20 protein-coding genes are annotated in these 25,308 nt (G+C 48.5%); 10 read left to right on the forward strand and 10 right to left on the reverse strand.

Going from position 1 to position 25,308, the window contains the following annotated elements; genetic code table 11:
• Positions 1-90: 90 nt before the first annotated feature.
• Both ACKU41_RS06625 and ACKU41_RS06630 read right to left on the reverse strand, forming a co-directional pair.
• Positions 91-3,207 carry an efflux RND transporter permease subunit gene (locus ACKU41_RS06625; RefSeq protein ID WP_319780554.1) on the reverse strand — a complete coding sequence of 1,039 codons (3,117 nt, stop codon included), beginning with the start codon at positions 3,205-3,207 and terminating at the stop codon, positions 91-93.
• A 21-nt stretch (positions 3,208-3,228) separates the two neighbouring features.
• Entirely contained in the window at positions 3,229-4,284 is a 1,056-nt protein-coding gene (locus ACKU41_RS06630; RefSeq protein WP_321404715.1) for an efflux RND transporter periplasmic adaptor subunit, read from the reverse strand.
• Positions 4,285-4,525: 241 nt separating this feature from the next.
• Here ACKU41_RS06630 and ACKU41_RS06635 point away from each other — a divergent pair, with 241 nt between their 5' ends.
• Positions 4,526-4,855: a hypothetical protein gene (locus tag ACKU41_RS06635; RefSeq protein WP_321404716.1), complete on the forward strand. Its 330-nt coding sequence runs from the start codon at positions 4,526-4,528 to the stop codon at positions 4,853-4,855.
• Positions 4,856-5,028: 173 nt separating this feature from the next.
• Here the strand turns inward: ACKU41_RS06635 and icd are convergent, their stop codons facing one another.
• Positions 5,029-6,174, reverse strand: a complete 1,146-nt coding sequence (gene icd, locus ACKU41_RS06640; RefSeq protein ID WP_321404717.1) for an NADP-dependent isocitrate dehydrogenase — start codon at positions 6,172-6,174, stop codon at positions 5,029-5,031.
• Between the two features lie 412 nt (positions 6,175-6,586).
• Complete coding sequence (locus ACKU41_RS06645) at positions 6,587-7,471, reverse strand: flagellin (RefSeq protein WP_319780559.1); 885 nt, start codon at positions 7,469-7,471, stop codon at positions 6,587-6,589.
• Between the two features lie 763 nt (positions 7,472-8,234).
• Between ACKU41_RS06645 and ACKU41_RS06650 the strand changes: the two genes are divergently transcribed.
• Positions 8,235-10,763 carry a PAS domain S-box protein gene (locus ACKU41_RS06650; protein ID WP_321404719.1) on the forward strand — a complete coding sequence of 843 codons (2,529 nt, stop codon included), beginning with the start codon at positions 8,235-8,237 and terminating at the stop codon, positions 10,761-10,763.
• A 76-nt stretch (positions 10,764-10,839) separates the two neighbouring features.
• On the opposite strand, the gene ACKU41_RS06655 is transcribed toward ACKU41_RS06650, so the two are convergent.
• Complete coding sequence (locus tag ACKU41_RS06655) at positions 10,840-11,970, reverse strand: glycoside hydrolase family 3 protein (RefSeq protein ID WP_321404720.1); 1,131 nt, start codon at positions 11,968-11,970, stop codon at positions 10,840-10,842.
• 159 nt (positions 11,971-12,129) lie between these two features.
• Here ACKU41_RS06655 and ACKU41_RS06660 point away from each other — a divergent pair, with 159 nt between their 5' ends.
• Genes ACKU41_RS06660 through ACKU41_RS06670 form a run of 3 tightly spaced genes read left to right on the forward strand, consistent with a single transcriptional unit; the run spans position 12,130 to position 13,820 of the window.
• Complete coding sequence (locus ACKU41_RS06660; RefSeq protein WP_319780562.1) at positions 12,130-12,747, forward strand: D-sedoheptulose 7-phosphate isomerase; 618 nt, start codon at positions 12,130-12,132, stop codon at positions 12,745-12,747.
• Positions 12,748-12,774: 27 nt separating this feature from the next.
• Positions 12,775-13,188: a response regulator gene (locus tag ACKU41_RS06665; protein ID WP_319780563.1), complete on the forward strand. Its 414-nt coding sequence runs from the start codon at positions 12,775-12,777 to the stop codon at positions 13,186-13,188.
• An 8-nt stretch (positions 13,189-13,196) separates the two neighbouring features.
• Positions 13,197-13,820, forward strand: coding sequence for a LysE family translocator (locus ACKU41_RS06670; protein WP_321404721.1), 624 nt, complete (start codon positions 13,197-13,199; stop codon positions 13,818-13,820).
• Between the two features lie 3 nt (positions 13,821-13,823).
• Here ACKU41_RS06670 and ACKU41_RS06675 read toward each other — a convergent pair whose 3' ends face one another.
• Positions 13,824-14,102, reverse strand: coding sequence for a hypothetical protein (locus tag ACKU41_RS06675; protein ID WP_321404723.1), 279 nt, complete (start codon positions 14,100-14,102; stop codon positions 13,824-13,826).
• A 134-nt stretch (positions 14,103-14,236) separates the two neighbouring features.
• On the opposite strand from ACKU41_RS06675, the gene ACKU41_RS06680 reads away from it, so the two are divergent.
• The 3 genes from ACKU41_RS06680 to asnB all read left to right on the forward strand — a co-directional run bounded on the left by ACKU41_RS06680 (position 14,237) and on the right by asnB (position 19,192).
• Complete coding sequence (locus ACKU41_RS06680; protein WP_321404724.1) at positions 14,237-14,599, forward strand: hypothetical protein; 363 nt, start codon at positions 14,237-14,239, stop codon at positions 14,597-14,599.
• 141 nt (positions 14,600-14,740) lie between these two features.
• On the forward strand, positions 14,741-17,149 hold the full coding sequence (locus tag ACKU41_RS06685) for a Cache 3/Cache 2 fusion domain-containing protein (protein ID WP_321404725.1): 2,409 nt from the start codon (positions 14,741-14,743) through the stop codon (positions 17,147-17,149).
• A 171-nt stretch (positions 17,150-17,320) separates the two neighbouring features.
• Positions 17,321-19,192: an asparagine synthase (glutamine-hydrolyzing) gene (gene asnB / locus ACKU41_RS06690; protein ID WP_321404726.1), complete on the forward strand. Its 1,872-nt coding sequence runs from the start codon at positions 17,321-17,323 to the stop codon at positions 19,190-19,192.
• Positions 19,193-19,235: 43 nt separating this feature from the next.
• Here asnB and ACKU41_RS06695 read toward each other — a convergent pair whose 3' ends face one another.
• Together ACKU41_RS06695 and ACKU41_RS06700 are read right to left on the reverse strand one after the other, a co-directional pair.
• On the reverse strand, positions 19,236-20,048 hold the full coding sequence (locus ACKU41_RS06695) for a metal ABC transporter permease (protein WP_319780570.1): 813 nt from the start codon (positions 20,046-20,048) through the stop codon (positions 19,236-19,238).
• Positions 20,041-20,862: an ATP-binding cassette domain-containing protein gene (locus ACKU41_RS06700; protein WP_319780571.1), complete on the reverse strand. Its 822-nt coding sequence runs from the start codon at positions 20,860-20,862 to the stop codon at positions 20,041-20,043. Before ACKU41_RS06700 ends, ACKU41_RS06695 begins: the two co-directional genes overlap by 8 nt.
• Before the next feature lie 217 nt (positions 20,863-21,079).
• On the opposite strand from ACKU41_RS06700, the gene ACKU41_RS06705 reads away from it, so the two are divergent.
• The gene (locus ACKU41_RS06705; protein ID WP_321404728.1) at positions 21,080-21,658 is read left to right on the forward strand and encodes a GDSL-type esterase/lipase family protein; all 579 of its coding nucleotides are present in this window, start codon (positions 21,080-21,082) and stop codon (positions 21,656-21,658) included.
• Positions 21,659-21,754: 96 nt separating this feature from the next.
• Positions 21,755-22,771, forward strand: a complete 1,017-nt coding sequence (locus ACKU41_RS06710; protein WP_321404730.1) for a low specificity L-threonine aldolase — start codon at positions 21,755-21,757, stop codon at positions 22,769-22,771.
• Positions 22,772-22,877: 106 nt separating this feature from the next.
• Here the strand turns inward: ACKU41_RS06710 and ACKU41_RS06715 are convergent, their stop codons facing one another.
• Positions 22,878-24,725 carry a GNAT family N-acyltransferase gene (locus ACKU41_RS06715; protein ID WP_321404732.1) on the reverse strand — a complete coding sequence of 616 codons (1,848 nt, stop codon included), beginning with the start codon at positions 24,723-24,725 and terminating at the stop codon, positions 22,878-22,880.
• A gap of 197 nt (positions 24,726-24,922) precedes the next feature.
• Positions 24,923-25,276 (reverse strand): hypothetical protein, encoded by a 354-nt coding sequence (locus tag ACKU41_RS06720; RefSeq protein WP_319780575.1) that lies wholly within the window; start codon positions 25,274-25,276, stop codon positions 24,923-24,925.
• Positions 25,277-25,308: the final 32 nt, after the last annotated feature.

Below are 25,308 nucleotides of genomic sequence, written 5' to 3' on the forward strand. Positions count from 1 at the left end.
TTCAACGCCGATGGGAATATAAGTAGCCTATGATCCTGTGTTTCTCAACAATCAGATCGGTTTTATTTCTGCATAATCACTTCACTTAGCTTACACCCCAGCCTCCCCGCCACCGATTTTCTCCATTTTGATGAAGAACATAAGCAGGGCCGGAATCATGAACACGGTGAAAACCGTGGACAAGGCCAGACCGCCGAGCACTACTGCGCCGAGTCCGCGATAAAGTTCGGAACCGGGACCGGGAGCGATTGCCAGCGGCAGCATGCCGAAGATGGATGTTGTGGCCGACATATAGATAGGACGCAGCCTTGAGCGAGTGGCTTCAAGCACGGCCTCGCGATGCTCCATTCCCTCGTAGCGCACGTTATTCAGGGATTGGTGAACAATGAGAATAGCATTGTTAACAACAACCCCGATCAGAATAACAAAGCCGAGCATGGTCAATACGTCCAACGGCTGCGGAGCAATAAACAGGTTCTCCAGTTTCAAGCCGAGGAATCCACCAGCGCCCGCAAGAGGAACTGTCAGCAGAATGATGAACGGGTAAATGAAGTTGGCAAACAAAGCCGCCATAAGCAGATACGTAATAACCACCGCCAGCAGGAAATTCCACTGCATGGCCTCACGGGTCTGGGTCAGCTTATCAGCGGCACCGGACATACGCACATCCACGCCTTCCATAAGCCCCATTTCCTTGACTTTAGGAATGAGCTCGGTCTGGACAATATCCATGGCCTGCTCAAGAGGCATGGTCTTGGGCGGAGTTATCTGCAGGGTTACTGTTCTCTGCCGCTCAAGGTGGCGGATCTGGGTAATGCCGTAGGTCCGCTCCAGATGAGAAAGAGAGGATACCGGGACCGCCCAGCCCTGCGGGGTCGCCACAAGGGATTCATAGAGCGCTTCCGGGGTACCTACCCTTTTTTCCGAAGCCATGAGCTTCAGGTCGATCTTCTTCTTCCCGTCTTCTTTGAAGTCGCCGATCTTGCGCCCATCCATAAGCACATCAAGAGCCTCTCCGAGTTCCTGACTGGACATGCCTGCAGCGCGCAGACGGTCACGGTCCGGCACGATACGCACCTCAGGATAAAGCATTTCAAGAGACGGAATAGGACGAATCTGCCCTCCGGGAATGGCCTGACGCGCCATGCCGAACATGGTTCCGGCGGCAGCCATGAGTTTAGGCAAATCAGGGCCGCTGAAATCAACAGCAACCATACGTCCTTTACCAAGTCCGGTTTCAAAAATAGAGGCCTGAATACTGACCCCGAACATACCGGGGATTGAGTTCATTATCCGGTTGAATAACGGGATCAAAGCCGCCGGGCGTTCTTCGTCACCTGAAATGGCACCGAAAAGATTGATATCCGGCGCAGAAACATAAAACAGCTGCTCCACAGAAGGAAAACCGTCCTTTTCTTTTTTCATGTGCGGCTTTGTCTGGGCGGCAATAAAATCGCCAATGGAGGAACGTTCCTCAAAGGAAAGCCCCGGCGGGGGGATAAGAATGGAAAGAATCAGGTTCCTGTTGCCCTGCGGCAGGTATTCCATTTTCGGAAAAAACGAGACTACCAACAATGCCGATGCCGCAACCAGAATGGCAACAGTGGAAAGCCTTGTAACCCAGTTTCTGATAGCAAGTCTGAGCAGACTCATGATGCCGTCGGAACACTTGGCCCCAATTCCGTTAAGGAAATTCTTTTTGTCCTTCTTTTCCCTTTTGGAAATGGAATAGAACTGCTTGGCCAGCATGGGGATTACCGAGATGGACACAACCATAGACAGGGAAATGGCACAGGTTACCGCGATGGCGATATCCTTAAACAACTGCCCTGCTTCCTCTTCGATAAACACAACCGGGAGGAATACCGCCACCGTGGTCAGAGTCGAGGCCAGAACCGCGCCCCATACTTCACTGGCCCCGTCATACGCGGCCTGATACGGAGCTTTTCCCATTCCCCGGTGACGGTCAATATTCTCGAGAACAACAATGGCGTTATCCACCAGCATACCGACCGCAAACGAAATACCGGACATACTGACAATGTTCAGGGTCCGGCCCATACCCCCGAAGACGATAAAGGAACCGATGACCGAAATAGGGATGGCAATGGCGACAATGATGGTCGCGGAAAAAGACTGCAGGAAGATCAGCAGCACAATTACCGCCAGCACACCACCGATAATAATATTCTGCTTTACCAGATCAATAGCGCCGTTGATGTACGGGGCCTGATCATAAACCCAGTCGAGAAAAATACCTTTGTCCGCAAGGACTCCTGCGTTGAGATCTTCTACGACTTTACGCACGTTCTTGGTCACTTCAAGAACGTTGGACCCGGGTTCGGGCTTAACCCCGATAGCCATGCCGGGAATACCGTTGTGGAGCATGGCAACGGTCTGCTTTTCAAAGCCGGGAACAACCTTGCCCACATCGCCGATGGTCACCCTTTGCTGACCGGATGAGGTGATTACAACATTTTCGATATCCTCGGGAGTCTTGAACTCCGAAGTCGTACGAATACGATAATCACGGCGGCCCACACCGAGGTTACCGGCTGCAACGTTGGCATTTTCGCTTTTCAGGACCTTGGTAACTTTATCAATGGTCAGATTATAGGCGGCCAGTTTTTCCGGGGCGACGATAATGAGCATCTCATTCTCGGTACCTCCACCGATAAACAGGTCCGCGACACCATCCACGCGCTCAAGATACTGGCGCACGCTGTTTTCAAAATAGGTGGCAAACTCGTTGATATGCTGTTTATTGTCCGGCAGGGTCCTCAGAATCATCCAGATTACAGGTGAGGCCGAAGCACCAGTTGCTGAAATAATCGGGCGGTCTGAATCCGAAGGATACTTTTTAACTTCGTTCAGCTTGTTGGAAACCCTGAGCAGGGCATCATCAATGTTGGTGCCGATTTTGAAACGCAGAGAAATACGTCCGAAACTGTCAAAGCACTCTGATTCCATCTCCAGCAACCCCGTAACACCCTTAAGCACCTTTTCCTGCTCTTCAATGATGTCACGCTCGATTTCATAGGGAGTGGCTCCGGTCCATGTAGTTTGAACGGTTATTTCCGGTTCAGTAACAGAGGGAGAGAGCTGGTACGGTAGTCCGGAAAGGGCAAGGCCTCCGAACAGAACCAGCAGGATAACCCCCACCATCACCGAAACGGGTTTTTCAATTGAAAATTTTACAAAATCCATAAATTACTCCGGCCCGCCGGGCTATTTATTGTCAATAACTACGGGCTGTCCGGGTCTGAGCCTTTCGTTACCCTTGGTGACGATATCCATTCCGGCCTTAAGGCCCTCGCCGCGAACTCCGGCATTCATGCCCTTGAAACCTACGACCTGAACCGGAAAAGGCTGAGCCTTGCCGTCAATAATCCCGATAACCATGGTTGTACCGCGCAGGGTGAGAACTGCATCACGGGGCACCACAACTGTTTCGCTGGCGAGACCGTTGGGCAGGGAAACACGGGCTTCCATACCCTGCTTGAACACGTTATTGCTGAAAATTCTGATCTTTACCGGGAAAGTTCGGCTGGCAACATCACCACGCGGAATTACAGCAAAAACCTTGCCTTTGTATTCCTTGCCTGCAGCAGAAATACCCACTTCAAGACCGGGTTTGACCACCTGGGCAACATCCTGAGGAACGTTGACCACAACATCGTAGCTTGTATTCATGCCCAGTTTGACCACATCGGCACCGACGGAAAGCCATTCGCCAAGATATACGGAGCGTTTAAGCACAATACCGTCAAAAGGTGCGCGGATTGTTTTTTTGGAAAGCTGAATCTGAAGGCGCTGAAGCTTGGCCTGAGACGAAGCTAGTTCGCTCTCCATTGCAATGGCCTTGAACCGCTTGGAGTCATACTCCCCTTCATGGACAGATCCGCTCTTGAAAAGCTTGGTTATACGCTGGTCATCACGTTTGGCGAGATCATAGTTGGCCTTGGATTCAGCGTAGGCAGCCTTCGCAGCCCGAATTTCCGTATTCAAAAGATCGGAACTGAGCCTGATGAGCACATCACCTTTTTTAACGGTGTCCCCCTCCTCAACATCGACCTGTACAATTTTACCGCTGACCTCGGATGCAACATCGGAAGTTTCAGAAAAATAAACAGTGCCTATATAAGAAGATTCAGGCGCGACCTGCCCGGCAAAGGATTTTGATGTCGCCACATGTGCAGGCGGCACTTGCGGGGCCTTTTCCTGCGCGGCGAAAGCGGGGCAGGAACAAAATATAAAAATTAAAAAAAATATTATTCGTTGCATAGTTTGGCTCCGATATGAATTATAACTTTATTTCCGACGCGCACACTTTACGTAAGATCCAAGGATAGTCAACTGAGAACACGTCCTTGTAACAGGAGTATCCACTCACCTGATCAACCAAAAGTATGAAAATTTTAATAACTGAACCGGGGTTGATTTTATAATTTACTTCCTGAATAATCCCGCTGAAGATTCTTACGAATATGTTACCGCAACAAAAAGCCCGGACAAGGGACAAACTATGAAAGCACTCACCACCGCCGTAATTATATTTCTCTTCTATGCAGCAACTCCTGCAGCCGCCCTGACCATAAAAAACAAATGTGGATATCCTGTGGCTGGATCAGTTCTTGTTGCGGAAAACAAGGTCTGCTTAGCTCAATTCAGGCTTATTCCCGGACAAAGCAAACAACTGCTCAAGGGATTTGATAAAATGAATTTGGTTGTCCGCACCATCCCGGACGTCTACGATCTCGACAAACTAAAAATATCAACAACAGAAATATACAATCCGGACAGCTACATTGAACTGAAACAGACAAAAAAAGGCATTAGATTCAAGGTTCAATAAAATACTGTCACAAATCTGGAAGCACCTGAATGTCAGTTCCTGACTGTAAAATAATGACTGGCTGAATCTCGGTAAGGTGCTGTGCGCAAAAAAAAGGCCCTCCCACGTCAATCACGGGGAGGGCCTTATATTTACAACTTTTTGTAAACTATCAGCTGTGTCCTGAGTCTTTACTACAGGTTGGCGAGGATGATTTCACCGAATTCCTTGCAACCGACCTGTTCTGCACCGCTGATCTGGCCGGCCAGATCCACGGTTACCTTCTTGGCAGCAAGAGCTTTTTCAACTGCATTCTTGATCAGGACTGCTGCATCTCCCATGTCGTTATTTTCCAGCAGCATGGCACCGGACAGCAGGATGCTACCGGGGTTGGCGAGATCTTTTCCGGCGATGGTAGGTGCGGTTCCATGGGTTGCTTCATAGATAGCGAGTTTATCGCCCATGTTAACCCCCGGAGCAAGTCCGAGACCGCCAACCTGTGCAGCCAATGCGTCGGAAAGGTAATCACCGTTAAGGTTGGTGGTAGCAACTACGCTGTACTGTTCAGGGCGCATGAGCAGCTCCTGAAACATGGCATCAGCGATACGATCATTGACGACAACCTTGCCGGTGGCGTCTTCGCCTTCCTTGACAACCTTGCCTGCATACTCTTCCTCGGCAAGATCATAACCCCACTGGCGGAAACCGCCTTCGGTGAATTTCATGATATTACCTTTGTGGACCAGAGTGACAGACTTGCGGTTCTGGGCAATGGCGTAGTCAATGGCACGGCGGACCAAACGCTTGGAGCCTGCGGGGGTGATGGGCTTAATGCCTACTCCTGCAGTGGGATCGATCTTGGCACCCATTTCATTCACCAGAAAATCTATTACTTTCTTTGCTTCGGGGGATGCAGAACTCCACTCGATTCCGGCATAAACGTCTTCGGTATTTTCGCGGAAAACAACGATATCGACGAGATCAGGACGTTTTACCGGAGATTCAATACCTTCAAAGTAGCGGATGGGGCGGATGCAGGCATAGAGATCAAAAACCTGTCTCAGGGTAACGTTGAGTGAACGGATACCTTTGCCGACCGGGGTCTGAAGAGGGCCTTTAATAGCCAACTCAGCCTTGGCGAGGGCATCGAGGGTTTCCTTGGGCAGATATTCACCTGTAGCCTCATAAGCTTTTTCTCCCGCAAGAAGCTCTACCCATTCAATCTTTTTATCACCTGAGTAAGCTTTCTCAAGAGCAGCATCAATAACAGGACGGGCAGCTCCCCATACTTCAGGGCCGATACCGTCACCTTCGATAAAATATACTTTTTTTGTAGACAAAACGATCTCCTTTATTGCTGGCACAGCTCCGGTTCCTTATGGCTGCACAGTGAATTGATACCTGTGTATGAAGAGATGACATCAGGCATGACCGGACGGCGTTTCTAGTCATTCGTTGAACTGAAAAGAGGAACCGGATGGATTCCGTCCGCAGGCTGGATTAACGGCAGGGTTGTATCTGCATAATAAAATTCAGGGGCGATAATTACGATATTCTTTCAAAAAAGTAAAGGACAGCCAACCAGACACCACTATTAAGCAGATACTTCTCAAAAAGATAAAATCAGGAAACTATAATCAAAGAAATCAAGCTCCCGCTGTAAAGTATTCGTAATTGGTCGAGAAAATAGAAAAGGGAGGCCCGGAAATACGGACCCCCCTTTCTGAGTTGTATATAACCCACCCGTGGTTATTAGCCACCGATGAGCTGCATTGCCATCCTGGGCATACCGTTTGCCTGGGAGAGCATGGCTACTGCGGACTGAGTGAGAATCTGGTTCCTGGTGAACTCAGTCATTTCAGTCGCTACGTCTACGTCGGAAATACGGGATTCCGAAGCCTGAACGTTTTCAGCCTGAATCGAGAGGTTGGTAATGGTGTTTTCCAGTCTGTTCTGGAGAGCACCGAGGTTTGCACGAATCTTATCCTTGGAGATAATTGCATTCTGCAACTTATCAAGGGATTCCTGCGCCAACTGCTGGGTTGAGATGGAGTTGTTGGCACCCATACCGACACCGAGAGCCGAAGCGGTAGAGGTTCCGATGGAGACATAGTAGTAGTCTTCCGCAGAATCGTTTCCGGTACCGAAGTGAACCTTTACCGGACCGGAGGACGTAAGTCCGGAACCGTCATGGGAACTGTTTTCACCGGACATGTTACCGTTCAGCAGGTGAATTCCGTTGAAGTCGGTCGCATTTGCGATACGGGTAATTTCTGAAGCCATTGCCTGATATTCAGAGTCGATAATAAGACGCTGGTCAGAGTTGTAGGTACCGGTTGCGGCCTGAGTTGCCAGTTCCTTCATACGGATGAGCTTTTCATCGATAACACCCAGTGCTCCATCAGCAGTCTGGATCATGGAGATGGCATCGTTGGCGTTGCGGATACCCTGGTTAAGGGACTTAATATCTGCACGCATGAGTTCGCGAATTGCCAGACCTGCGGCATCGTCAGCTGCGGTTCCTACACGAAGCCCTGAAGACAGGCGACGGGTTGAGGTTCCGAGAGCACCATACGATTCACTCAGGTTGCGTTGTGCGTTCATTGCCATCAAGTTGTGATTAATTACGAGCGACATAATAATTCCTCCTTGAATTATCTATAAAATTCGCCTGAGTGGTTCCTTCCACTCCGACCTTTTACTGGTTAACTTAGTCAGTACAAAATCCGCTTGAATTTCTACTGCATAAAATACCCTCCGGAACAGTTCGACATGCGGCCTATGGCCGGTCAGCCCGGATAACAACCGATACTTTGTTTTGAGCATCTTCGGGCATTACCTGCATTTGGACTCACGCAGGTGTCCGCTTAATCTTCGGTTAAGACGCGGGACCCCTGTTAATGAGTCCGCGACTCTGTACAGGCACGGCCATACGGCAGCAATTCTCACATGTCCCTTGTGGGAAATTTCTCTATGCGGATAGTTCCGCACATTACCAACCTCCGAGAACCACATCGGCCAAATGCCTTTATATGCTCGTAAAAATAACGGTCTGTTTTACTCCGGACATCCTCCCTTGTTGCTTGGATAGAGGTTTACTCTGCGAGAGTATTTGCAATGGGTATGCCTGCCGCCTGACAAGCGTTTATTAATTTCCAAAAAGAATACACAAGATCTTGTTTAGACAGGATTTTTAAAAATAAATCTTTCTTAATGTAAAAAAATACCGGGGTGCAAAAAGATCAAACGGGAAAGATCTGCCCTGTGTGAAGAGGAAAATCTTTCCCTCTAAGGGAGGGAGGAAAATGTTTACAGGATCTCCTTTCATATATATGACCCGGTAAAAGCATCGGGCGAAATGCCCACAAAGGCCCTTTCAAGGGCGGATCACATATTTCCAATGAAGATAAGAAGCATACATAAGCTTAACAACCGTATCAGGAACTACCTTTGCTTGTTCCTGACCATTTTCATCGCAAGCTCAATCTGTTTCATCAGCCTCTTCCTCTGGTCTGTGACCAAAGAGGTGGACAACAAAGCCGCAACATGGGCCAACTACCTTGTTGAGCGAATCTATTTTCTGGAAACCGTAGTAACTTCCCGGGCCACTTTCGATCACGGCATGTCCATCCTCAGGATATCTCCTGACGGAGAAGTGGTTAACAGCAGACCTTTTCCATCTGACACCAAATCAGTTGCAGAATCCCCTTTTTTTCAGGAAGTGAAAGACTTCGTCCCCGGCCAGTCAATACTCATATCCCAGCAGGATAAAGGTGAAAGTCAGGCTTATCTCGTCCAGCGACTGGACCACAGTTTCGCCATTGCGAAGGTTCCACCGGATTGCCTTCTTCCTGTTTCGCCGCACAATACGGAACTGCAGATTAAAGACAAAAACGGGAACTATATTTTCAATTCAAAAAACAGCTACGTTCCCGGTTCGCTAAAGCTGAGCAAACTTTATTTTTCCCATTTTCGCGTATTTTCATCCGCTGAAGCCAAAGTAAAAGAATTCGGAGGGCTCTCCCTGACCGTGGGCAAAAACGTATCCACTGAATTTTATACCGGTCTGATCCTGATTCTGTTTACAGCAGGTTGCCTCGGAATCCTGATAAAAAGGTCGGCGTTCCTGACATGGGACCTTGAAAAGAATGAGCAGGATTTTAAAAGAATCGACAATCTACTGAAAAGAGTCTCCGCAGCACCGGACGAAAAAAGAGACAACCTGCCGGCCATCGAAGCCACAGCTGAACGAATCCGCAAAGTGGACTGGGAAACCGAAGCCCGTAAAATGTCATTTGAGGAAAACCGGAACTATGTAGCTGCCACGGAATTCTTTTCCGGGAATATTCTCAGGCTGCTCGATGAAGTGACATCCCATTCGCAAAAGCTGACTATATCAAGGCAGGAATATCACGACCTCGTGCATACCGCCCGGTCCATAATTTTAAGGATGGACCGCAAGGGACGGTGTACTTTTTTTAATGAATACGCCCAGCATTTCTTCGGTTTCACTAAGCAGGAAATAATCGGGAAAAGTATAATCGGGACCTTGATTCCAAAGACAGAAAAAGGCGAATCCGGCCTTGAACAATTTGTGCAGGAACTGATCAGCAATCCTGAGGAATTCCCGGACAACACCAACCGGAACAGCCGCAAAGACGGGAGCTGTGTCTGGGTTCACTGGACCAACAGTCCAGTCTTTGACGATAAGGGGGAACTGACTGAAATCCTCTGTGTAGGTACCGATATTACCAAGCGCAAACAGATGGAGACCGAGCTTCAGGAAACCAGAAATTACATCCGCAACATACTCGATTCCATGCCTTCGATAATCATAGGACTTGATAATAATTCAAGAATTACCCATTTCAATTCCGCAGCTCAAAGGCTGGCAGTAATCCCTAAAAATGAAATTGAAGGTGCGGAAGTGGAGGAAGCTTTTCCTTCGCTTGCAAAATATGCATACAGCATCACTCAGGCTATTGAAACCGGGATCCCTGAAACCGGATTCAGGACTCAGGGGCTGACCACGCCCAACAGCTATCAAGACATCATCATCTATCCGCTAAATGAAGGGATGGAAGGTGCGGTTATCCGTATTGACGACGCCACCGAACGGGTCCAGATCGACGAAATGATGATCCAGACAGAAAAAATGATGTCTATAGGTGGACTCGCAGCCGGGATGGCCCACGAGATAAACAACCCGCTTGGCGGAATTCTGCAAGGAATCCAGAACATCGTCCGCAGGGTCTCCCCCGACATCCCGGCCAACCTCAAGGCTGCGGAAAAAGCGGGCTGTTCTATAGATTCCATTGTGAACTACATGGAAGACCGCAAAATTATAAAAACCCTGAACGGAATAACTGATTCAGGGGTTCGGGCTGCATCCATTGTTTCCGGAATGCTTGAATTCAGCCGTAAAAGTGATTCCCGGAAGGCTCCCGGAGATCTGCGTAAAATAATGGATAAAGCCGCAAGTCTGGCAGCTCAGGATTACAATCCGCAAAAAGGCTATGACTTCAAAAAAATTACCATCATCAAGGATTACGATGAGAACCTAAAGCTTACGCCCTGTACTTCTACCGAAATCGAACAGGTTTTCCTGAATCTGCTCCGCAACTCGGCACAGGCTATGAATGATTGGAAAGGCATGCCCAGAGCTCCTGAAATATCCATCAAAATCCGCAACGAACGAAACATGGTCAAATGCACTGTCTCCGACAATGGACCGGGTATGGACGAAAATATACGTAAAAGAGTTTTTGAGCCGTTCTACACCACCAAAGCTCCGGGGATAGGAACCGGGCTGGGGCTTTCAGTTTCTTACTTCATCATCACCCAGAACCACCGGGGAATTTTTCAGGTGGACTCCGCCCCCGGCATGGGCACAATCTTCACTATCCAGCTGCCGGCGATGAAAAACTGACAAAGGCCCAGAAAACAAGGAATCGGTTTTCAGGGCCTTGATCATACAAACAAGAAAATTAAGCTATCCGGCATTCTCAGCTTCGGCTGGCGGCTGACAACATTTCAGCTTTTGCCCGCATAATACGTTCATAAGACTTCCTGATCCTGCGTTCGGTAATTTTTCCCTCCCGGACCAGCTTCTTCAAATTGGCAACAGCCTTGCTGCCCAGTCCCGGCTCATAAATAAGATTGTTACCGAAAAGCAGGATATCCGCTCCGGCTTTGACCGCCCTGTATATTCCTTCCTTGAATCCATACTCACCGCTGACAGCCTTCATCTGCATATCATCAGTTACTATAATGCCTTCAAAACCCATCTTCCTGCGCAACAGGCCGTGAATAACTTTCCGCGAAAGGGTTGCCGGTTTTTTACGGTCAAGACGGGCGTTGAAGATATGGGCAGTCATAACCATATCCGCTTTGCCGTCGGAAATAATTTTACTGAAAGGATAAAGTTCGTCTGGATTCCACGAATCAGTAACATCGGTAAAACCCAGATGAGAATCTCCGCGGGAACTTCCATGCCCCGGAAAATGTTTCAGGCAGGAAAGAATCCCCTCAGAATGGAGTCCGTCAATAAAGGACTCAGCAAAACGGGAAACAATGCGAGGATCATCGGAGAAACTGCGCTGCAGTGCTGCTATAACCGGATTAGCCGCATTACGGTTTACGTCCACAACCGGAGCAAAATCCATGTTGATACCGACACTTTTCAGGGTACGTCCGATTACCTGTCCGGCCCGTAATGCAGCATGGACATCCCCGCTATTACCGAGTTCGGCGGCGGAAGGAGTTTCAGGGAATCCCATCTCGCCGGTAAGTCTTTTAATAATGCCGCCCTCCTGATCCACAGCAATAAAAAGTGGAATATCGGAATAGCCCTGCAGGTCTGAAGTAAGCTTTGCCAATTGCGCGGGACCGGCAATATTACGTACAGTACTGTTCAAAGCGCAGTCCTTGCTGAAAAGGACGATTCCACCGATATGCGAATCACGAATATCACTGATGACCGGGTTTTCCCCCTTAACCTCCAAGCCCCTGAAACCGACCATGACCATCTGCCCGATCATAACATCCAGCTCACTTGGTCCCGGAGAAATATCTTTTGAGGCGCAACCGGACAGGACTACACCTAATACCATGAATATCAATAATATTTTTCTCAACTAACACTCTCCGTTTTTCTGATACATAATAAAAAAAACATGTTATAGTAAGCATCCTGCAATTTATCAAGAATGGTAAGCATATTGCCACCCGGAATGATTTGCTATAAACGGGTTTCTCCACTTGCGTTTCATAAATTGCAAAAAGAAGGAAAATAGATGTCCCAGACAGCTCTGCAAAAAGTACTTGATCATGCCCGTGACGGACTGGAAGTCCGCGAGTCTTTTTTTGAACAGTATTCCCAGCTGGTGGTTGATGTTTCCAGAGCATTGGCCGTACGCCTTGCCCTAGGCTCCAAAATCCTTTTCTGCGGAAACGGCGGCAGTGCCGCGGACTGTCAGCATCTGGCAGCCGAACTGGTAAACAGATTCAAGCTTGAGCGCCCTCCACTGCCCGGCATTGCCCTTACCACAGATACCTCAATCCTTACCGCTATCGGCAACGACTACTCATATGAAATGGTCTTTGAAAAACAAGTGCAGGCATTGGGGCAGGCAGGTGATGTTCTGATCGGCATCAGCACTTCAGGCAGCAGCCCGAATGTAATCAGCGCCCTGAAAGAAGCCCGGCGTAAAGGAATGGTCACTGTGGGGATGACTGGAATAAGTGCGGGAGAAATGCTGCCCATCTGCGACCACATCATAAGCATCCCCAGCAAAGATACCGCTGTAATTCAGGAAGTCCACATTGCGGTCGGCCATCTTTTCTGTCACCTTATCGACCACTTCCTTTTTGAAGCAGTCGGCGAACTTGAACCCTACCTAACCGGGGAATAGGCGAAACTCCAGCAAACGAGCTCCAGCATGCAGATTCTCATTGTCGAAGACAGCAACACCAGCAGGATGTACCTCGAAGAAATACTGAAGGTAATCACTCAAAATCTTAAAACAAAAACCATAGACTGCGCTGTCTGCGGCGAAGAAGCACTGGAAAAATTCGAGCACAAATGGCTTAAAGGGACGCCCTATGATCTTATCTTCATGGATATAATCCTGCCCGGCATGGACGGTCTGCAGACCCTTGAAAAAATCAGGGATATCGAACAGACACGACAAATCCCCGAAGATAAAAAAGTAAAAGCCATCATGACCACCGCCCTCGACGACAACACAAAGGCTTCGCGTGCTTTTTTTCAGTGTGAGGCACTTTCATACATAACCAAGCCGATCACTGCCGACAAGATTCATGATGAGCTTAATAAATTCGGCATGATCTAGGGGCCACCATGGACGCACTGACTCTCGCATTCATCCCGGTCGCAGCAATTCTGACCGTCACTCCCGGATCGGACACCATGTTAGTGGTCAATAACACCCTGACCAGATCCACTGCCGACGGCCTGTGTACGGTTGCCGGAATCAACGCAGGACTGCTTATCCATGCCCTTGCTTCAGCATTGGGATTATCCATGATACTCATGCAGTCAGCGGCAGCTTTTGAAATGGTCAAGATGGCCGGCGCGCTCTATATCATTTACCTTGGTTTTCAGTCCCTGCGCAGCAGCAGGAAACATGAGCAGATGAAATTATCATCAAAACCATGCAGCAAGGGAGTCTGCGCTTCCATCCGTGAAGGTTTCCTGACCAATGTGCTTAATCCCAAAGTAGCAGTCTTTTATCTTGCACTACTGCCCCAATTCATTTCTCCAGGCGAATCCATCCTGCGCCAGTCCATGCTGCTCATGGCCATCCACTTCAGCATGGGAATTATCTGGTTCAGCTTCGTCACTTTGGCACTGGGCAGAATCCGCCATCTCGTTTCCGGGGGCAAATTCAAAAAAAGACTGGAAGCCATTTCCGGTATTGTTTTCATCGGCCTCGGCCTGAAGATGGCCCTCAGCAGAAATTAATCATTATTCAAATTCTCGCGCCACCCGCAAATTCAGCCCGGTATCTTCCAGATTCCGGGCTTTTTCTTCTGCTGCATCCCGGTCCTGACAGACCTCAAGGACCAGTTGAGCACATTTTGCTTCATCATAAACCCAGACATTTTCATCCAGCCTGACTCCGGCTTCCTCCACTTTGAGCAAAAGCTCTGCCCGGCATCGGTCCCTTTGTTCGAAAGAAGCATCAGCAAAATCACCGCCCACTGCCAGAACCCACCACTTCCCTGTTTTTTGAAGACTACTCATAAAAAACTCCCGTATATCAGTGCAAAGACACACCTTGCCCGCAAAACCTGCAAATGCTAAATCAAGGCATGATACTATCCAAATCCATACCCGCTTCCAGTATAAAAAAAAAGATAGCCTTCGTAACGGCTCTATTGGTAATCATCGGGCTTTTCTTTATTCCTTACAGAAAAATCAGGCTGGAAAGAATAAGAGCATTCGGCGAAAACAAGGCTATAGGTATAGTTATTGAAAAAAATAGCCAAATAAGCGAACATACCTTGAAAGAAAAGGACAAAGACAATCATACTGTACGGTATCGCTTTATTGATCCTTCCGGTTTGCCACGGGAAAGGACAGCAACTGTACAAAACGCTTTCTGGAGGAAAATTTCACAAGGGGATAGTGTTGTTGTGTACTACGCCAAAGCCGCTCCGGAGGTTTCCCGCATTGAACATGAAAAAGAAGATGCGGTGGTTCGGATTCTGGCAAAATTTTCAAGAAAAAGTACACACTGACCTCATGCCGAATTACTCAATGCCATTGAGGGACGCTGTAAACGCGTCTCTTGAATATATTTATTAAACCATCCCGCCAGCTTTCCGGGAAAAAAGCTTGGTAGAATTGGTTAAGCCTAAAATTTTAGAGTAGGAGTGAGCATGTTAAAAAAACTGGCCTTTCAAACCAAACTTATGCTTGGGGCTATTTTGATAGTTCTGGCCACAATCATATTTATGACCGGCATCAACCTTTATAAGGTACAGGGATCACTGCACAAGCTGGGTCAGACATCCATGCGGTCAATTGCCGACAGTGTTCATTCTCTCATGGAGATGCAAAACGACATCCTGCTGGACAAAGTAAAAGCGGACATCGATATTCTGGATAAAAAAATATTTTCACTTGGATTCCCGAAACTCAATAAACGCGCGCCGATTAAAACCACCATTACGAATCAGGTCACCAAACAAAGTGAAAGTGTGACTATCCCCAGCCTCGAATTCGGGGGCATCGCTGTCAACGACAAGTTCGACATAGTAGACGACCTGAAAAAAGAAATCGGCGGTTCAGCCACAATTTTCGAAGTCTTACCCGGCAAACTGCTCCGGGTTTCCACCAATGTGCGCAAGCTTGATGGAAACAGAGCCACAGAAACCTACATCCCGGACTCCAGCCCGGTATATAAAACAGTAATGTCCGGTAAAACATACTACGGAATGGCTTACGTTGTTAACGCATGGTATATCACCGCCTATAAGCCGTTGGCCGACCTGCGCGGCAATATTGTCAGTGTCATTTATGTGGGCCGCAAAATCATCACCGAAGCCTTTAAAAAATCAGTTTTGGCATCTAATGTCGGCGGCAAAGGCTATGCCATGATTTTTAACAGCAAAGGAGATATCCTGCTCCATCCCGCCCTTACCGGAAAAAGCCTGAAAGACACCCCCAACTGGGACCTTTTTGCTAAAACAGAAGAGGGTGAAATAGCCTATGAAAAAGACGGCATTAAAAAATCAGCATACATAACCGACTTCAAACCCTGGAACTGGTCTTTTGCCTTTGTGATGAACACAGCAGATATGTCGCATGGTGTTGACCGGGACATTTTCATAACCAACATGATAATTGCCGTTGTCGCACTTTCCATCGCAGCTTTAATCCTGCTGTTAATGATCAGGGCGACTACAAAACCCCTGCAACAGCTCTCCGACTTCACCGCAAAGGTCTCAGGCGGGGATTACGACTCAAAACTTGAATACTATGCTGACGATGTAGTCGGCAAAACCATCCATTCCGTCAAAAACATGGTCCTTGAACTCAAAAACAAACTGGGATTCTCCAGCGGGCTGCTCAGCGGTTTGACCCTGCCCTGTGTTGTTGTGGATCTGGATGAAAAAGTTTCTTTCATCAACAGACATCTGCTTGAGCAATTCGGACTTTCCGGACAGCCGGAAGACTACATGGGCAAACAGATCAGAGAGCTGATAAATGTCAGCACCGTCCAGGAAACTATCAAACGCTGCATTGAAGAAGAAAACAGCTTTTCTGAAATTGAAATCAACGGCAATGCAGCAGGTGGTGGTGAATTCTATGCCATAATCGACGTTGCCCCGCTGCATGACCTCGACAAGAAATTGATCGGTGCTTTCATGGTCATGAACGACATAACCGCCATCAAGGAAAACGAACGGGCCATAACTGCCCAGCGTGATACTATCGCTGAGACAGCAAGAGAAGCGGATGAAATTTCCGACCAGCTCTCTTCTGCTGCAGATGAACTTTCCGCTCAGGTTGAAGAATCCCGTCGGGGTGCGGAAATTCAGCAGCAACGGGCCAGCGAAACAGCGACCGCGATGGAACAGATGAACTCCACAGTCATGGAAGTTGCACGTAATGCAGGCGAAACCTCTGAAAACGCCCACGCCACCAAAGAAAAAGCTATTGAAGGACAGGAGCTTGTGAGACAGGTTGTCACCGCCATCAAGGCTCTTGAGCAGAATTCAGAAGCACTCAAATCCAGTATGGAAGAACTGGGCCAGCGTACCGATTCCATCGGCAAGGTCATGAACGTGATTACTGATATTGCAGACCAGACCAACCTGCTGGCTCTCAACGCAGCCATCGAAGCGGCCCGTGCAGGTGAAGCCGGACGCGGTTTCGCAGTTGTTGCAGACGAAGTCCGCAAGCTGGCGGAAAAAACCATGGATGCCACCAAGGAGGTAGGTGAAGCTATTACCTCCATTCAGGAAAGTACCAGAACAAACATCCGTGTCACCGAAGATGCTGTTGAATCCGTTGTTGAATCCACCACACTGGCTTCCAGATCAGGAGACGCTCTGGATGAGATCGTGCGTATGGTTGAAGATTCTGCCAACCAGATTGAAGGCATTGCCGCTGCAGCTGAAGAACAGTCCGCATCCAGCGAACAGATCAGCCGGGCAACCGAAGAGATCAACATTATCTCCGCTGAGTCCGCTGAAACCACCGTTCAATCAGCCTTGGCTATCACTGAAGTGGCAAAACTTGCTTCCAACATCAAGGAATTGATCCGTAACATGCAGTCTTAATAGCCTTAAAAGAATAAACAAATGGGCGGTCTCCTACAAGGAGGCCGCCTTTTTTACGCAACCTTTATGACAAGTTCAGTACGTCCCCCAACATCTTGACCGAAAAAAAAACACTGTGTAACCAGCTCACATAATGAGAAACATCAACCCTTCGACCCGGCGGTAAAAAACATGTGCGGCATTGCAGGATACTTCCAGCCCGGAAACTACACCGGAAGCATCAAACCCATACTTGACCTTCTCACCCACCGAGGCCCGGACTTCCAGCATATCCTTAAGGATGACCACATCGAGCTAGGTCACACCCGGCTGTCTATCCTTGACCTCTCCGAGAGCGGCAATCAACCCATGACGGATAACACCACCGGGAATACCATTGTCTTCAATGGCGAAATATACAATTTCAAATCCCTGCGAGAAAACCTGGTCCACAAGGGACACACCTTTACTTCCTCCGGTGATACTGAGGTTCTGCTCAAGCTATACGCTGAATACGGTATAAAATGCATCCCCATGCTGCGCGGCATGTTCGCCTTTGCCATCTGGGATAGAACAAAGCAGCAACTGATCGTTGCCCGTGACCGCTTCGGGAAAAAACCGTTCTTCTATGCCCGGACTGGCAGGGGTTTTGTCTTTGCATCTGAAATTCGCGCCCTTGCCGCCCATCCTGATATTTCAAAAGATATAGATGTTCAGGCTGTAGACCTGTTCATGAGCACCGGATGTGTGCCGGCACCGTTTTCAATATATTCCAATATCCGCAAACTGCCGGCAGCCCACTATGGAATAGTGGATGCAGCAGGAATAAGCCTTCAGCACTATTGGTCTCTGGATTTTACCAACAAAATAGAATGCACGGAAACAGAAGCATTGGAAGCCCTGCATACCCGACTGCTGGAAGCAACCCGTATCAGGCTGGAAAGTGACGTGCCGCTGGGGGCTCTGCTTTCCGGCGGAGTGGACTCAAGCCTTATTGTTGCACTTATGGCTGAGTGCGGGAGCAAGTCCATCGACACTTTCACAATCGGTTTCCATGAAAAAAAATATGACGAATCAGGCCATGCAGCCAAGGTTGCCAGACATCTGGGGGTGAATCACCATGTGGAATATCTGGACCCGGCACAGTTTGAAAACATGCTGCCTGCCGTTGTCCGCCAGTACGGAGAGCCTTTTTCCGATGACGCCGCTCTGGCGACCATGCTGCTAAGCGAAGCCACCCGCAAACACGTAACAGTGGCTTTGAGCGGTGACGGGGGAGACGAACTTGCTTGCGGATATTCGGCATACACCCACGTGAAACTGGCTTCCAGACTCGCACCGCTGATAGGCAACAAAGTACTGCCGGCAGCCAATATTGCCAGCGCATTTAAAAGTACATCCGCGCTGGGAGCATTGCGGCGTCAAATGATCTGCAAACTGCACCCGGAGTTCAAACACATCCTGCGTAATGAGTACAAAGTCGCCCGTTACAAAAATGATGTATACCGGGAAGAGGTTCGTGAAAAACTGGGAAATTTCACTTTGGACTGGTTATATGAACTGTCCAGAAAAGCGTGCTTACATGCGCATACACCGGAAGAACGCCTGCTCTGGATGGACACGGTCCACTTCCTTGCCGATGCCCTGCTGGTCAAAGTGGACATAGCTTCCATGGCCCACAGCCTTGAGGTGCGGTCCCCGCTGCTGGACCATGAACTTTTTGAATACATGGGCACCCTTTCCCCGGAGCTAAAAATAAAAGACGGCGAATCAAAATACCTGCTCAAAAAACTTGCCGAACGCTACCTGCCCAAAGAAATCCTTTACCGCCGCAAACAGGGATTTTCCATGCCCGTAGCAAAGTGGACCAGCGGTGATTCAGCTGAGTTCACTCTCGACGCCGTAAGTCAGGCAACCCCCTTTCTGAGGCAGTTTTTTAATATGGAAGCCCTGAATAACCGCATTGCCGAGCATATTTCCGGTCGCAAAAAACATAAAAATTTCGTCTGGAATATACTTAATCTTGCACTTTGGGCTGTTGAACATGAGGCGGGACGGGTTTAGAAATCGAAATTCCCGGCTTTGGTTCAAAGCCGGGAATAAATTTTTACGAACAGGCATTGCTAATTCTTCCCACAACAGCTGAAATCACAAATCCAGCCACACTCACAGCAATAATGGTTGCCCCGGACGATAGATTAAGCTGGTAGGAAAGCAGCAATCCGCTAACGCAGAAAACCATGCTCAGAATTGAGGACAGAATCATCATGGAAAACAGGGACGAAGTCCTGTCCTCGGCGATTTGGGGCGGTATGGTCAAAAGGGCGATGACCAGAATCAATCCGACAACCCGGATAACCATGACCACACTTAATGCAATCAGGGCCAGCATTATAAAATAGAGCAGAGTTACCGGCACCCCTCTTGAACGGGCAAATTCTTCATCGAAAGACATAGCCCAGAAACCTTTGTAGCAGACAAAGACCACCGCCAGCACGATAACTGCCAGCCCGGACATGAGCACGAGGTCGGATTTTGGCGTAGCAAGGATTCCGCCGAAAAGATAACTCATCAAATCCACATTGTAACCGGGCGTAATATCAAGCAGGATTATCCCAAGGGCCATGCCTGCCGCCCACATAACCCCGATAAAAGTATCAGCCCGTTCCTTGACCTTCATGGTTACCAGAGCCATAAGCAGTGCCGCACAGACCGCGAATCCGGTAGTTACCGGAAGCATTGGCAGACCGAGAAAGAAAGCCAGACCGACACCGCCGTATGAAGCGTGGGCCACGCCTCCGGCCAGCAGAACTACCCTGTTGACCACCACCAAAGCACCGATTACCCCACAAATAATAGAAGCCAGCACCCCGGCAATGAGTGCATTCTGCATGAATTCATAACTCAGCATCTCAAGCATTCCAGTCCCCCTCGTTGTCATCGGAGCCGGGATGGAATTCCAGCACCCGGTGCGGCAACTCCCCATGAGTAATCAGCTCAATGGGACAGGTTCCCTTGATTGTATCACCATATGCTTCGCTGAGCAGTTCGCGGGTAAGCTTCGGTTGGTCATGCATGTGGACTTTACGATTGACGCAGGCCACGGATTTCACCCCCTGCCCAAGCACGGAAATATCATGGCTGACCATCACAATGGTCATTTCCTCGTTAAGCTCTTTGAGCAGGCAATAGAGTCCGCTCTTCCCGGCCTGATCAACACTTGCTGCAGGCTCGTCAAGCAACAGCATCTGCGGCTCGTCTACTATAGCGCGGGCGATGAAAACCCTTTGCTTCTGCCCCCCGGAAAGATCAGAAACCCGGCGATCGATATGCTCAAGCATACCCACCCGTTCAAGAGCTTTTTTTACCTCAGCGGTTGAGCCGTTGCCGAAGCCAAATCCGAATACGCCCTTGAATCCGGGCGCAACCTTGCCCATAAGTACCGCGTCCCGCACAGTAATGGGAAAACTTTCGGAAACAGTCGTGTATTGCGGCATGTAGCCGATACGCCCGCCGTGTTTACCCGGTCCCCTGCCCAGAATCTCAATACTGCCCTGCTGTGGTTTAATTAAGCCAAGCAACAGCTTGAGCAAGGTGGTCTTGCCGCCCCCGTTGGGCCCGATAACCGCCAGATAATCTCCGGCATGAATTTCGAAACTGATGTCATCCAGCACTCTATGCCGACCATATCCGAAACATACGTTCTTAAAATCTATTACTATTTCTTGCTTCATAATTAATTTTCCCATACCGAATAAACCTTTTTCCGGTGAATCAGGTGATAGCTCAACTGAGAATGAATTGCACTATCTTTTTTCAAAACTGTACCATAACATAATCAGCAGTATAATATTTACAAGAGAACCACTGTATGTTTCTCTTTATTTTTAAGAATTTGACCATTAGATAAATCCAGTACGCAAACCATAACACTTTAAAAGGAACATGAAAATGCAACTGCTATTCATCGGAGACTCGCTTACTTCAGGAGTGAACGATGCGGAAAGATTGAGCTGGTGCGGAAGAATATGTAAACAACTTGACCCGCATGGGAATAAACTGACCGGATACAATCTAGGAGTGCGGGCCTCCTCAACCGACCACATTGAATCGCGCTGGGAGTCTGAAGCTGCAAGCCGTATCAATTCCGACATACCCGCCTTGCTGATATTCTGTATGGGAGCACCGGACGCGGTTAAGAACATACCGCTTGCCCAGAGTAAAACCAGCACTGAAAACATCCTGCGGACTGCAAAGAAAAATTATGCAACATTATTCATCACCCCGCCGCCCATGATTGATACGGCAAAGGACGAGCATACCAAGAAACTTGCCGCAGAATTCAGCAAAATATGCACAAATCTTGACATTCCTTATCTGGACATTAATTCACCACTGCGGAAGAACCCCGCTTACATCAAGGCCCTCAAGGAAAGCGACGGAGTTCATCCGAATTCAGAAGGTTACGGCATCATGGCCGGGATGATCAGCAAATTCATTTCCCCTTACATCCTGCCCCACCTCAGCTAAGCTACTGCTTTCCGATAAATCAAGTTACGAGCCGGACAGTACTCCCCGGTATTATTAAAACGGGAGTGCTGTCCTTATTTTATGAGGATATTTACCATGCGATCATTCGCCAGCGACAACTACTCCGGGGTCCATCCCGAAATCATGCAAGCCATAATGGAAGCCAATGAAAATCATATGTCCTCCTACGGCGCCGACCCTGTCTCCGCAGAAGCTGTAAAACTTTTCAAAAACATTTTCGGAGAACAGGCGAAAATTTTCTTCCTGACCACCGGAACAGCTACCAACACCCTGATCCTGCGACATCTGTGCAAAAGCTGGAACAGCGTTATCTGCTCTCATGACGCGCACATCAATGTCGATGAATGCGGATCACCCGAAAGTATGGGCATCAAACTCATGCCGGCCGAAACCGAGAACGGAAAAATCAGCGTGGAAAGCATCAAACCACTGATCCCTTCCGAACCGGATGTGCACCGTGCCCAACCTGCGGTAATATCCATAACCCAGAATACAGAACTGGGTACCCTCTACTCAATCAGTGAAATCAAATCCATATGTGACTTTGCCCACAGCAAAGGTCTGTACGTTCACATGGACGGGGCGAGAATCGCAAATGCTGCTGCAGCACTGGGGGTCTCATTTAAAGAAATGACCGTTGACTGCGGAGTGGATGTACTTTCCTTCGGCGGGACCAAAAACGGTTGTATGTGTGCTGAAGCTGCAGTCTTCATCAACCCTGAAGCCGGCGAGAACTTTGAATACCTCCGTAAACAGAACATGCAGCTCATCTCAAAGATGCGCTATGTAGGCGCACAGTTCAAAGCCCTGCTCACAGATGAACTCTGGAAAAGAAACGCCGGGCATTCCAACGCAATGGCCAGCAGGCTTGCTGAAAAGGCCGGGGCAATTGAGGGAGTAAAAATTACCCGTCCGGTGGAGGCCAATGGCGTTTTCGCAATCATCCCCGAGCATGCAGTTGAAAAATTACAAGAGAGATTCCCCTTCTACATCTGGGATGAGCAGACCGGGGAAGTACGCTGGATGACCTCATGGTCCACAACAGATGAGGATATTGATAATTTCTGCACGGCTTTGAATGAATTGATTTAGGCTGCCCAGACCCTTTCCCAAAACGCAGCAGTCTAGAATATATCTAAATTAATTTTTGAGTAATAGGTAATTCAAGCCTCCGGCAGGTACGCCGGAGGCTTGACCTCTAGGCTACTTTCTCGTTTTCAGTGCTGCTCTCACTAGCCTTGCTGCGGTGATAATCCAGATATTCCCTACCCTGTTCTTTACCCATGAACTTGAACAGACTACGCTCGGATGCTTCCAGCAAATCAACTACAATCAACCCGTCGAGGGCATTGCCAAACTCGGGATCAACGTTGAATCCGGCCAGCTTACCGCCTATTTTAAGATAATGACGCAGTAATACCGGAATACCGGCCCCTCCCTCAATATCCTGAACCACATGCTCAAGATCAGAAGCATCACAGCCGGAAATGCCGGGCATATATTTCCCCCAGCGCTTCAGCTTCTTGAATTTCAAGGGACGGGAGGGTGAAATAAATTCCGCCAGATCAGCACGGCCATTATATTTCATCAGGGAAGCAGCAATTAATTCTCGGGAGATTTCTTTGTAATCATTGGAAATACTTACGCACCCGAAAAGATAGCGGTACTCCGGGTTACGCACAAGATAAGCGGCTATTCCTTTCCAAAGCATCATTAGGGAATAAAAATTCTTCTGAAAACTAGGACGGATAAAAGACCTCCCCAACTCAAGGGCCGGTGAGACCTTAGCAAAAAACTCAGAATCAAAATTAAAAAAAGAATGGCTGTAGATTCCATTGAGACCGAAACGCTTAATCTGCTCATCCGCACGGGAAATACGATAAGCTCCGGCAATTTCGCGCGTTTCCTTGTGCCAGAGAACAAGATGGATGAAGGTGTTGTCAAAACGATCCACATCCACAGCCTGTCCGGTCCCTTCACCTACCTGCCGAAAAGTTTTTTCACGCAACCGGCCTATCTCATGCAGAACGAAAGGACAGTCTGCGGCATGGACTTCATGCACAGCAAACTCACTATTTTCCACCAGAATTGATTCAGGACCGAGCATGGTCAGTTCTGTAATTATCCGTCGCTGGGCAGTCCGGTCACTGATTGGCTTTTCCTTTTTCTTGAAACCCGGCAGAGCTACCTTTTTCCTCTTAAACCGGGAGCGCAGGCTATAGGTACGGAAACGCAGATATTCAATAAGTTCCTGCCTGCTTTCAAAACCTGACAGCCGCTCACCGCTGACGGTGTTGCCCACTGCATATACAACCGGACCGGACTTTTTCTTCAAATTCTCGCGAGGTAGAAGAGCCGTGCGCAATCGCGGATGTATCATGCCCGCAGCTTGAAAAAGGATGCTGTTGCGGCCATGGAAAAATACCGGGGTAGCACTGGCTCCAGTACGTTTAATAATCCCACCCACGGTGGGACTCCAGACCGGATCCTCCACTTTGGCCCCTTTGAGATTCAGACTGGCAACTTCTCCCGCAGGAAATACAGCCAGCATGCCTCCTGATTTGACCCATTTTACCGCTTCCTTAAGGCCGGAGATATTTCCCAGATGGGAATCCTTACGCCCAAAAGGGTCCACACCTATCAAATGTTCTTTCATTTCCGGAATAAGGCCGAGCATAAAGTTAGCCATGATTTTGACATCAGGCCGTACAGTCTTCAGCATCTGCATCAAAATCAACCCTTCAACCACACCGAAAGGATGGTTTGCGACCACGACAGACGGTCCGCTTTTGGGTATACGTTTTAATTCCCGGCTATCCAGCTCAACCTCAACTCCCAGCAGATTTAAAGCCTTACCCACAAAATCCGTCTGCCCTTCATCTCTCCAGCGTTCCTCTTCATGCACACAGCTGTACAAAGAATTAAGCCGGGGCAGGCACAAAAGATGTGACAACGGCTTTTCCATAATTGAAAACAAAGCCCCTCTGAAAGGATCCTCAAACGGTGATTTTAAACTGAACAGATCAGAACATGTTTCGCGAACCATTGGCAGCTCCCTGCTATTGATTTTTCAAAAACAATAGCCGGGTACCCACCTCCGCGTGTGACTCTGCAGTGACATATGCCTTACATTTTCACATTATGGAGCGGTCATTAATAGACAAATCTATATCGATTTAAAATAAAAAAGCAGACAAAACCTGTCTGCTTTTATTTTTAACTTGTCAAACGTTCAAAAGACAACTATTGAATAGTTCCAAGATCGGCTTTCATATGCCAATGTTCCCTTGGGATTGGGATACAGAAACTACGCGTAGCTACGTCGGCACACAGGATCAACCCCTTGGTATCCTGATCCCAAAACACTCGATCTATGAAAAAGGCTATCGCTTGTGAATTGGTCAACTTTTCGGGGCGACTACCGGGCAGAAATCTTTGCATCACTGCAACGGCAGCTTTCTTCAAGGTACGTACTGCGGTGGTTGAAATTGCTACATCCTGAAAATCAAGCTCGTGGAGTATTGCGCTTTCTCCAGCCATGACCTGAGCAATCTTAACCCGCTCCTCAGACACTTCATGCTGTTGACGGTTATTCATGGTCTGCCTCCTGATGCTGTTACGAGATGCAA

This window comes from Maridesulfovibrio sp. (genome assembly GCF_963678865.1).
Taxonomy (GTDB): domain Bacteria; phylum Desulfobacterota; class Desulfovibrionia; order Desulfovibrionales; family Desulfovibrionaceae; genus Maridesulfovibrio.

Bases quoted from the DNA above. Each gene is read 5' to 3' on its own strand.
- ACKU41_RS06635 (WP_321404716.1), top strand. From the start codon at position 4,526: ATGAAAGCACTCACCACCGCCGTAATTATATTTCTCTTCTATGCAGCA.
- ACKU41_RS06625 (WP_319780554.1), bottom strand. From the start codon at position 3,207: ATGGATTTTGTAAAATTTTCAATTGAAAAACCCGTTTCGGTGATGGTG.
- ACKU41_RS06695 (WP_319780570.1), bottom strand. From the start codon at position 20,048: ATGCTTGAGATGCTGAGTTATGAATTCATGCAGAATGCACTCATTGCC.
- ACKU41_RS06675 (WP_321404723.1), bottom strand. From the start codon at position 14,102: ATGAGTAGTCTTCAAAAAACAGGGAAGTGGTGGGTTCTGGCAGTGGGC.
- ACKU41_RS06630 (WP_321404715.1), bottom strand. From the start codon at position 4,284: ATGCAACGAATAATATTTTTTTTAATTTTTATATTTTGTTCCTGCCCC.
- asnB (WP_321404726.1), top strand. From the start codon at position 17,321: ATGTGCGGCATTGCAGGATACTTCCAGCCCGGAAACTACACCGGAAGC.
- ACKU41_RS06685 (WP_321404725.1), top strand. From the start codon at position 14,741: ATGTTAAAAAAACTGGCCTTTCAAACCAAACTTATGCTTGGGGCTATT.
- ACKU41_RS06715 (WP_321404732.1), bottom strand. From the start codon at position 24,725: ATGGTTCGCGAAACATGTTCTGATCTGTTCAGTTTAAAATCACCGTTT.
- ACKU41_RS06650 (WP_321404719.1), top strand. From the start codon at position 8,235: ATGAAGATAAGAAGCATACATAAGCTTAACAACCGTATCAGGAACTAC.
- ACKU41_RS06665 (WP_319780563.1), top strand. From the start codon at position 12,775: ATGCAGATTCTCATTGTCGAAGACAGCAACACCAGCAGGATGTACCTC.
- ACKU41_RS06705 (WP_321404728.1), top strand. From the start codon at position 21,080: ATGCAACTGCTATTCATCGGAGACTCGCTTACTTCAGGAGTGAACGAT.
- ACKU41_RS06660 (WP_319780562.1), top strand. From the start codon at position 12,130: ATGTCCCAGACAGCTCTGCAAAAAGTACTTGATCATGCCCGTGACGGA.
- ACKU41_RS06670 (WP_321404721.1), top strand. From the start codon at position 13,197: ATGGACGCACTGACTCTCGCATTCATCCCGGTCGCAGCAATTCTGACC.
- ACKU41_RS06645 (WP_319780559.1), bottom strand. From the start codon at position 7,471: ATGTCGCTCGTAATTAATCACAACTTGATGGCAATGAACGCACAACGC.
- ACKU41_RS06700 (WP_319780571.1), bottom strand. From the start codon at position 20,862: ATGAAGCAAGAAATAGTAATAGATTTTAAGAACGTATGTTTCGGATAT.
- ACKU41_RS06710 (WP_321404730.1), top strand. From the start codon at position 21,755: ATGCGATCATTCGCCAGCGACAACTACTCCGGGGTCCATCCCGAAATC.
- ACKU41_RS06720 (WP_319780575.1), bottom strand. From the start codon at position 25,276: ATGAATAACCGTCAACAGCATGAAGTGTCTGAGGAGCGGGTTAAGATT.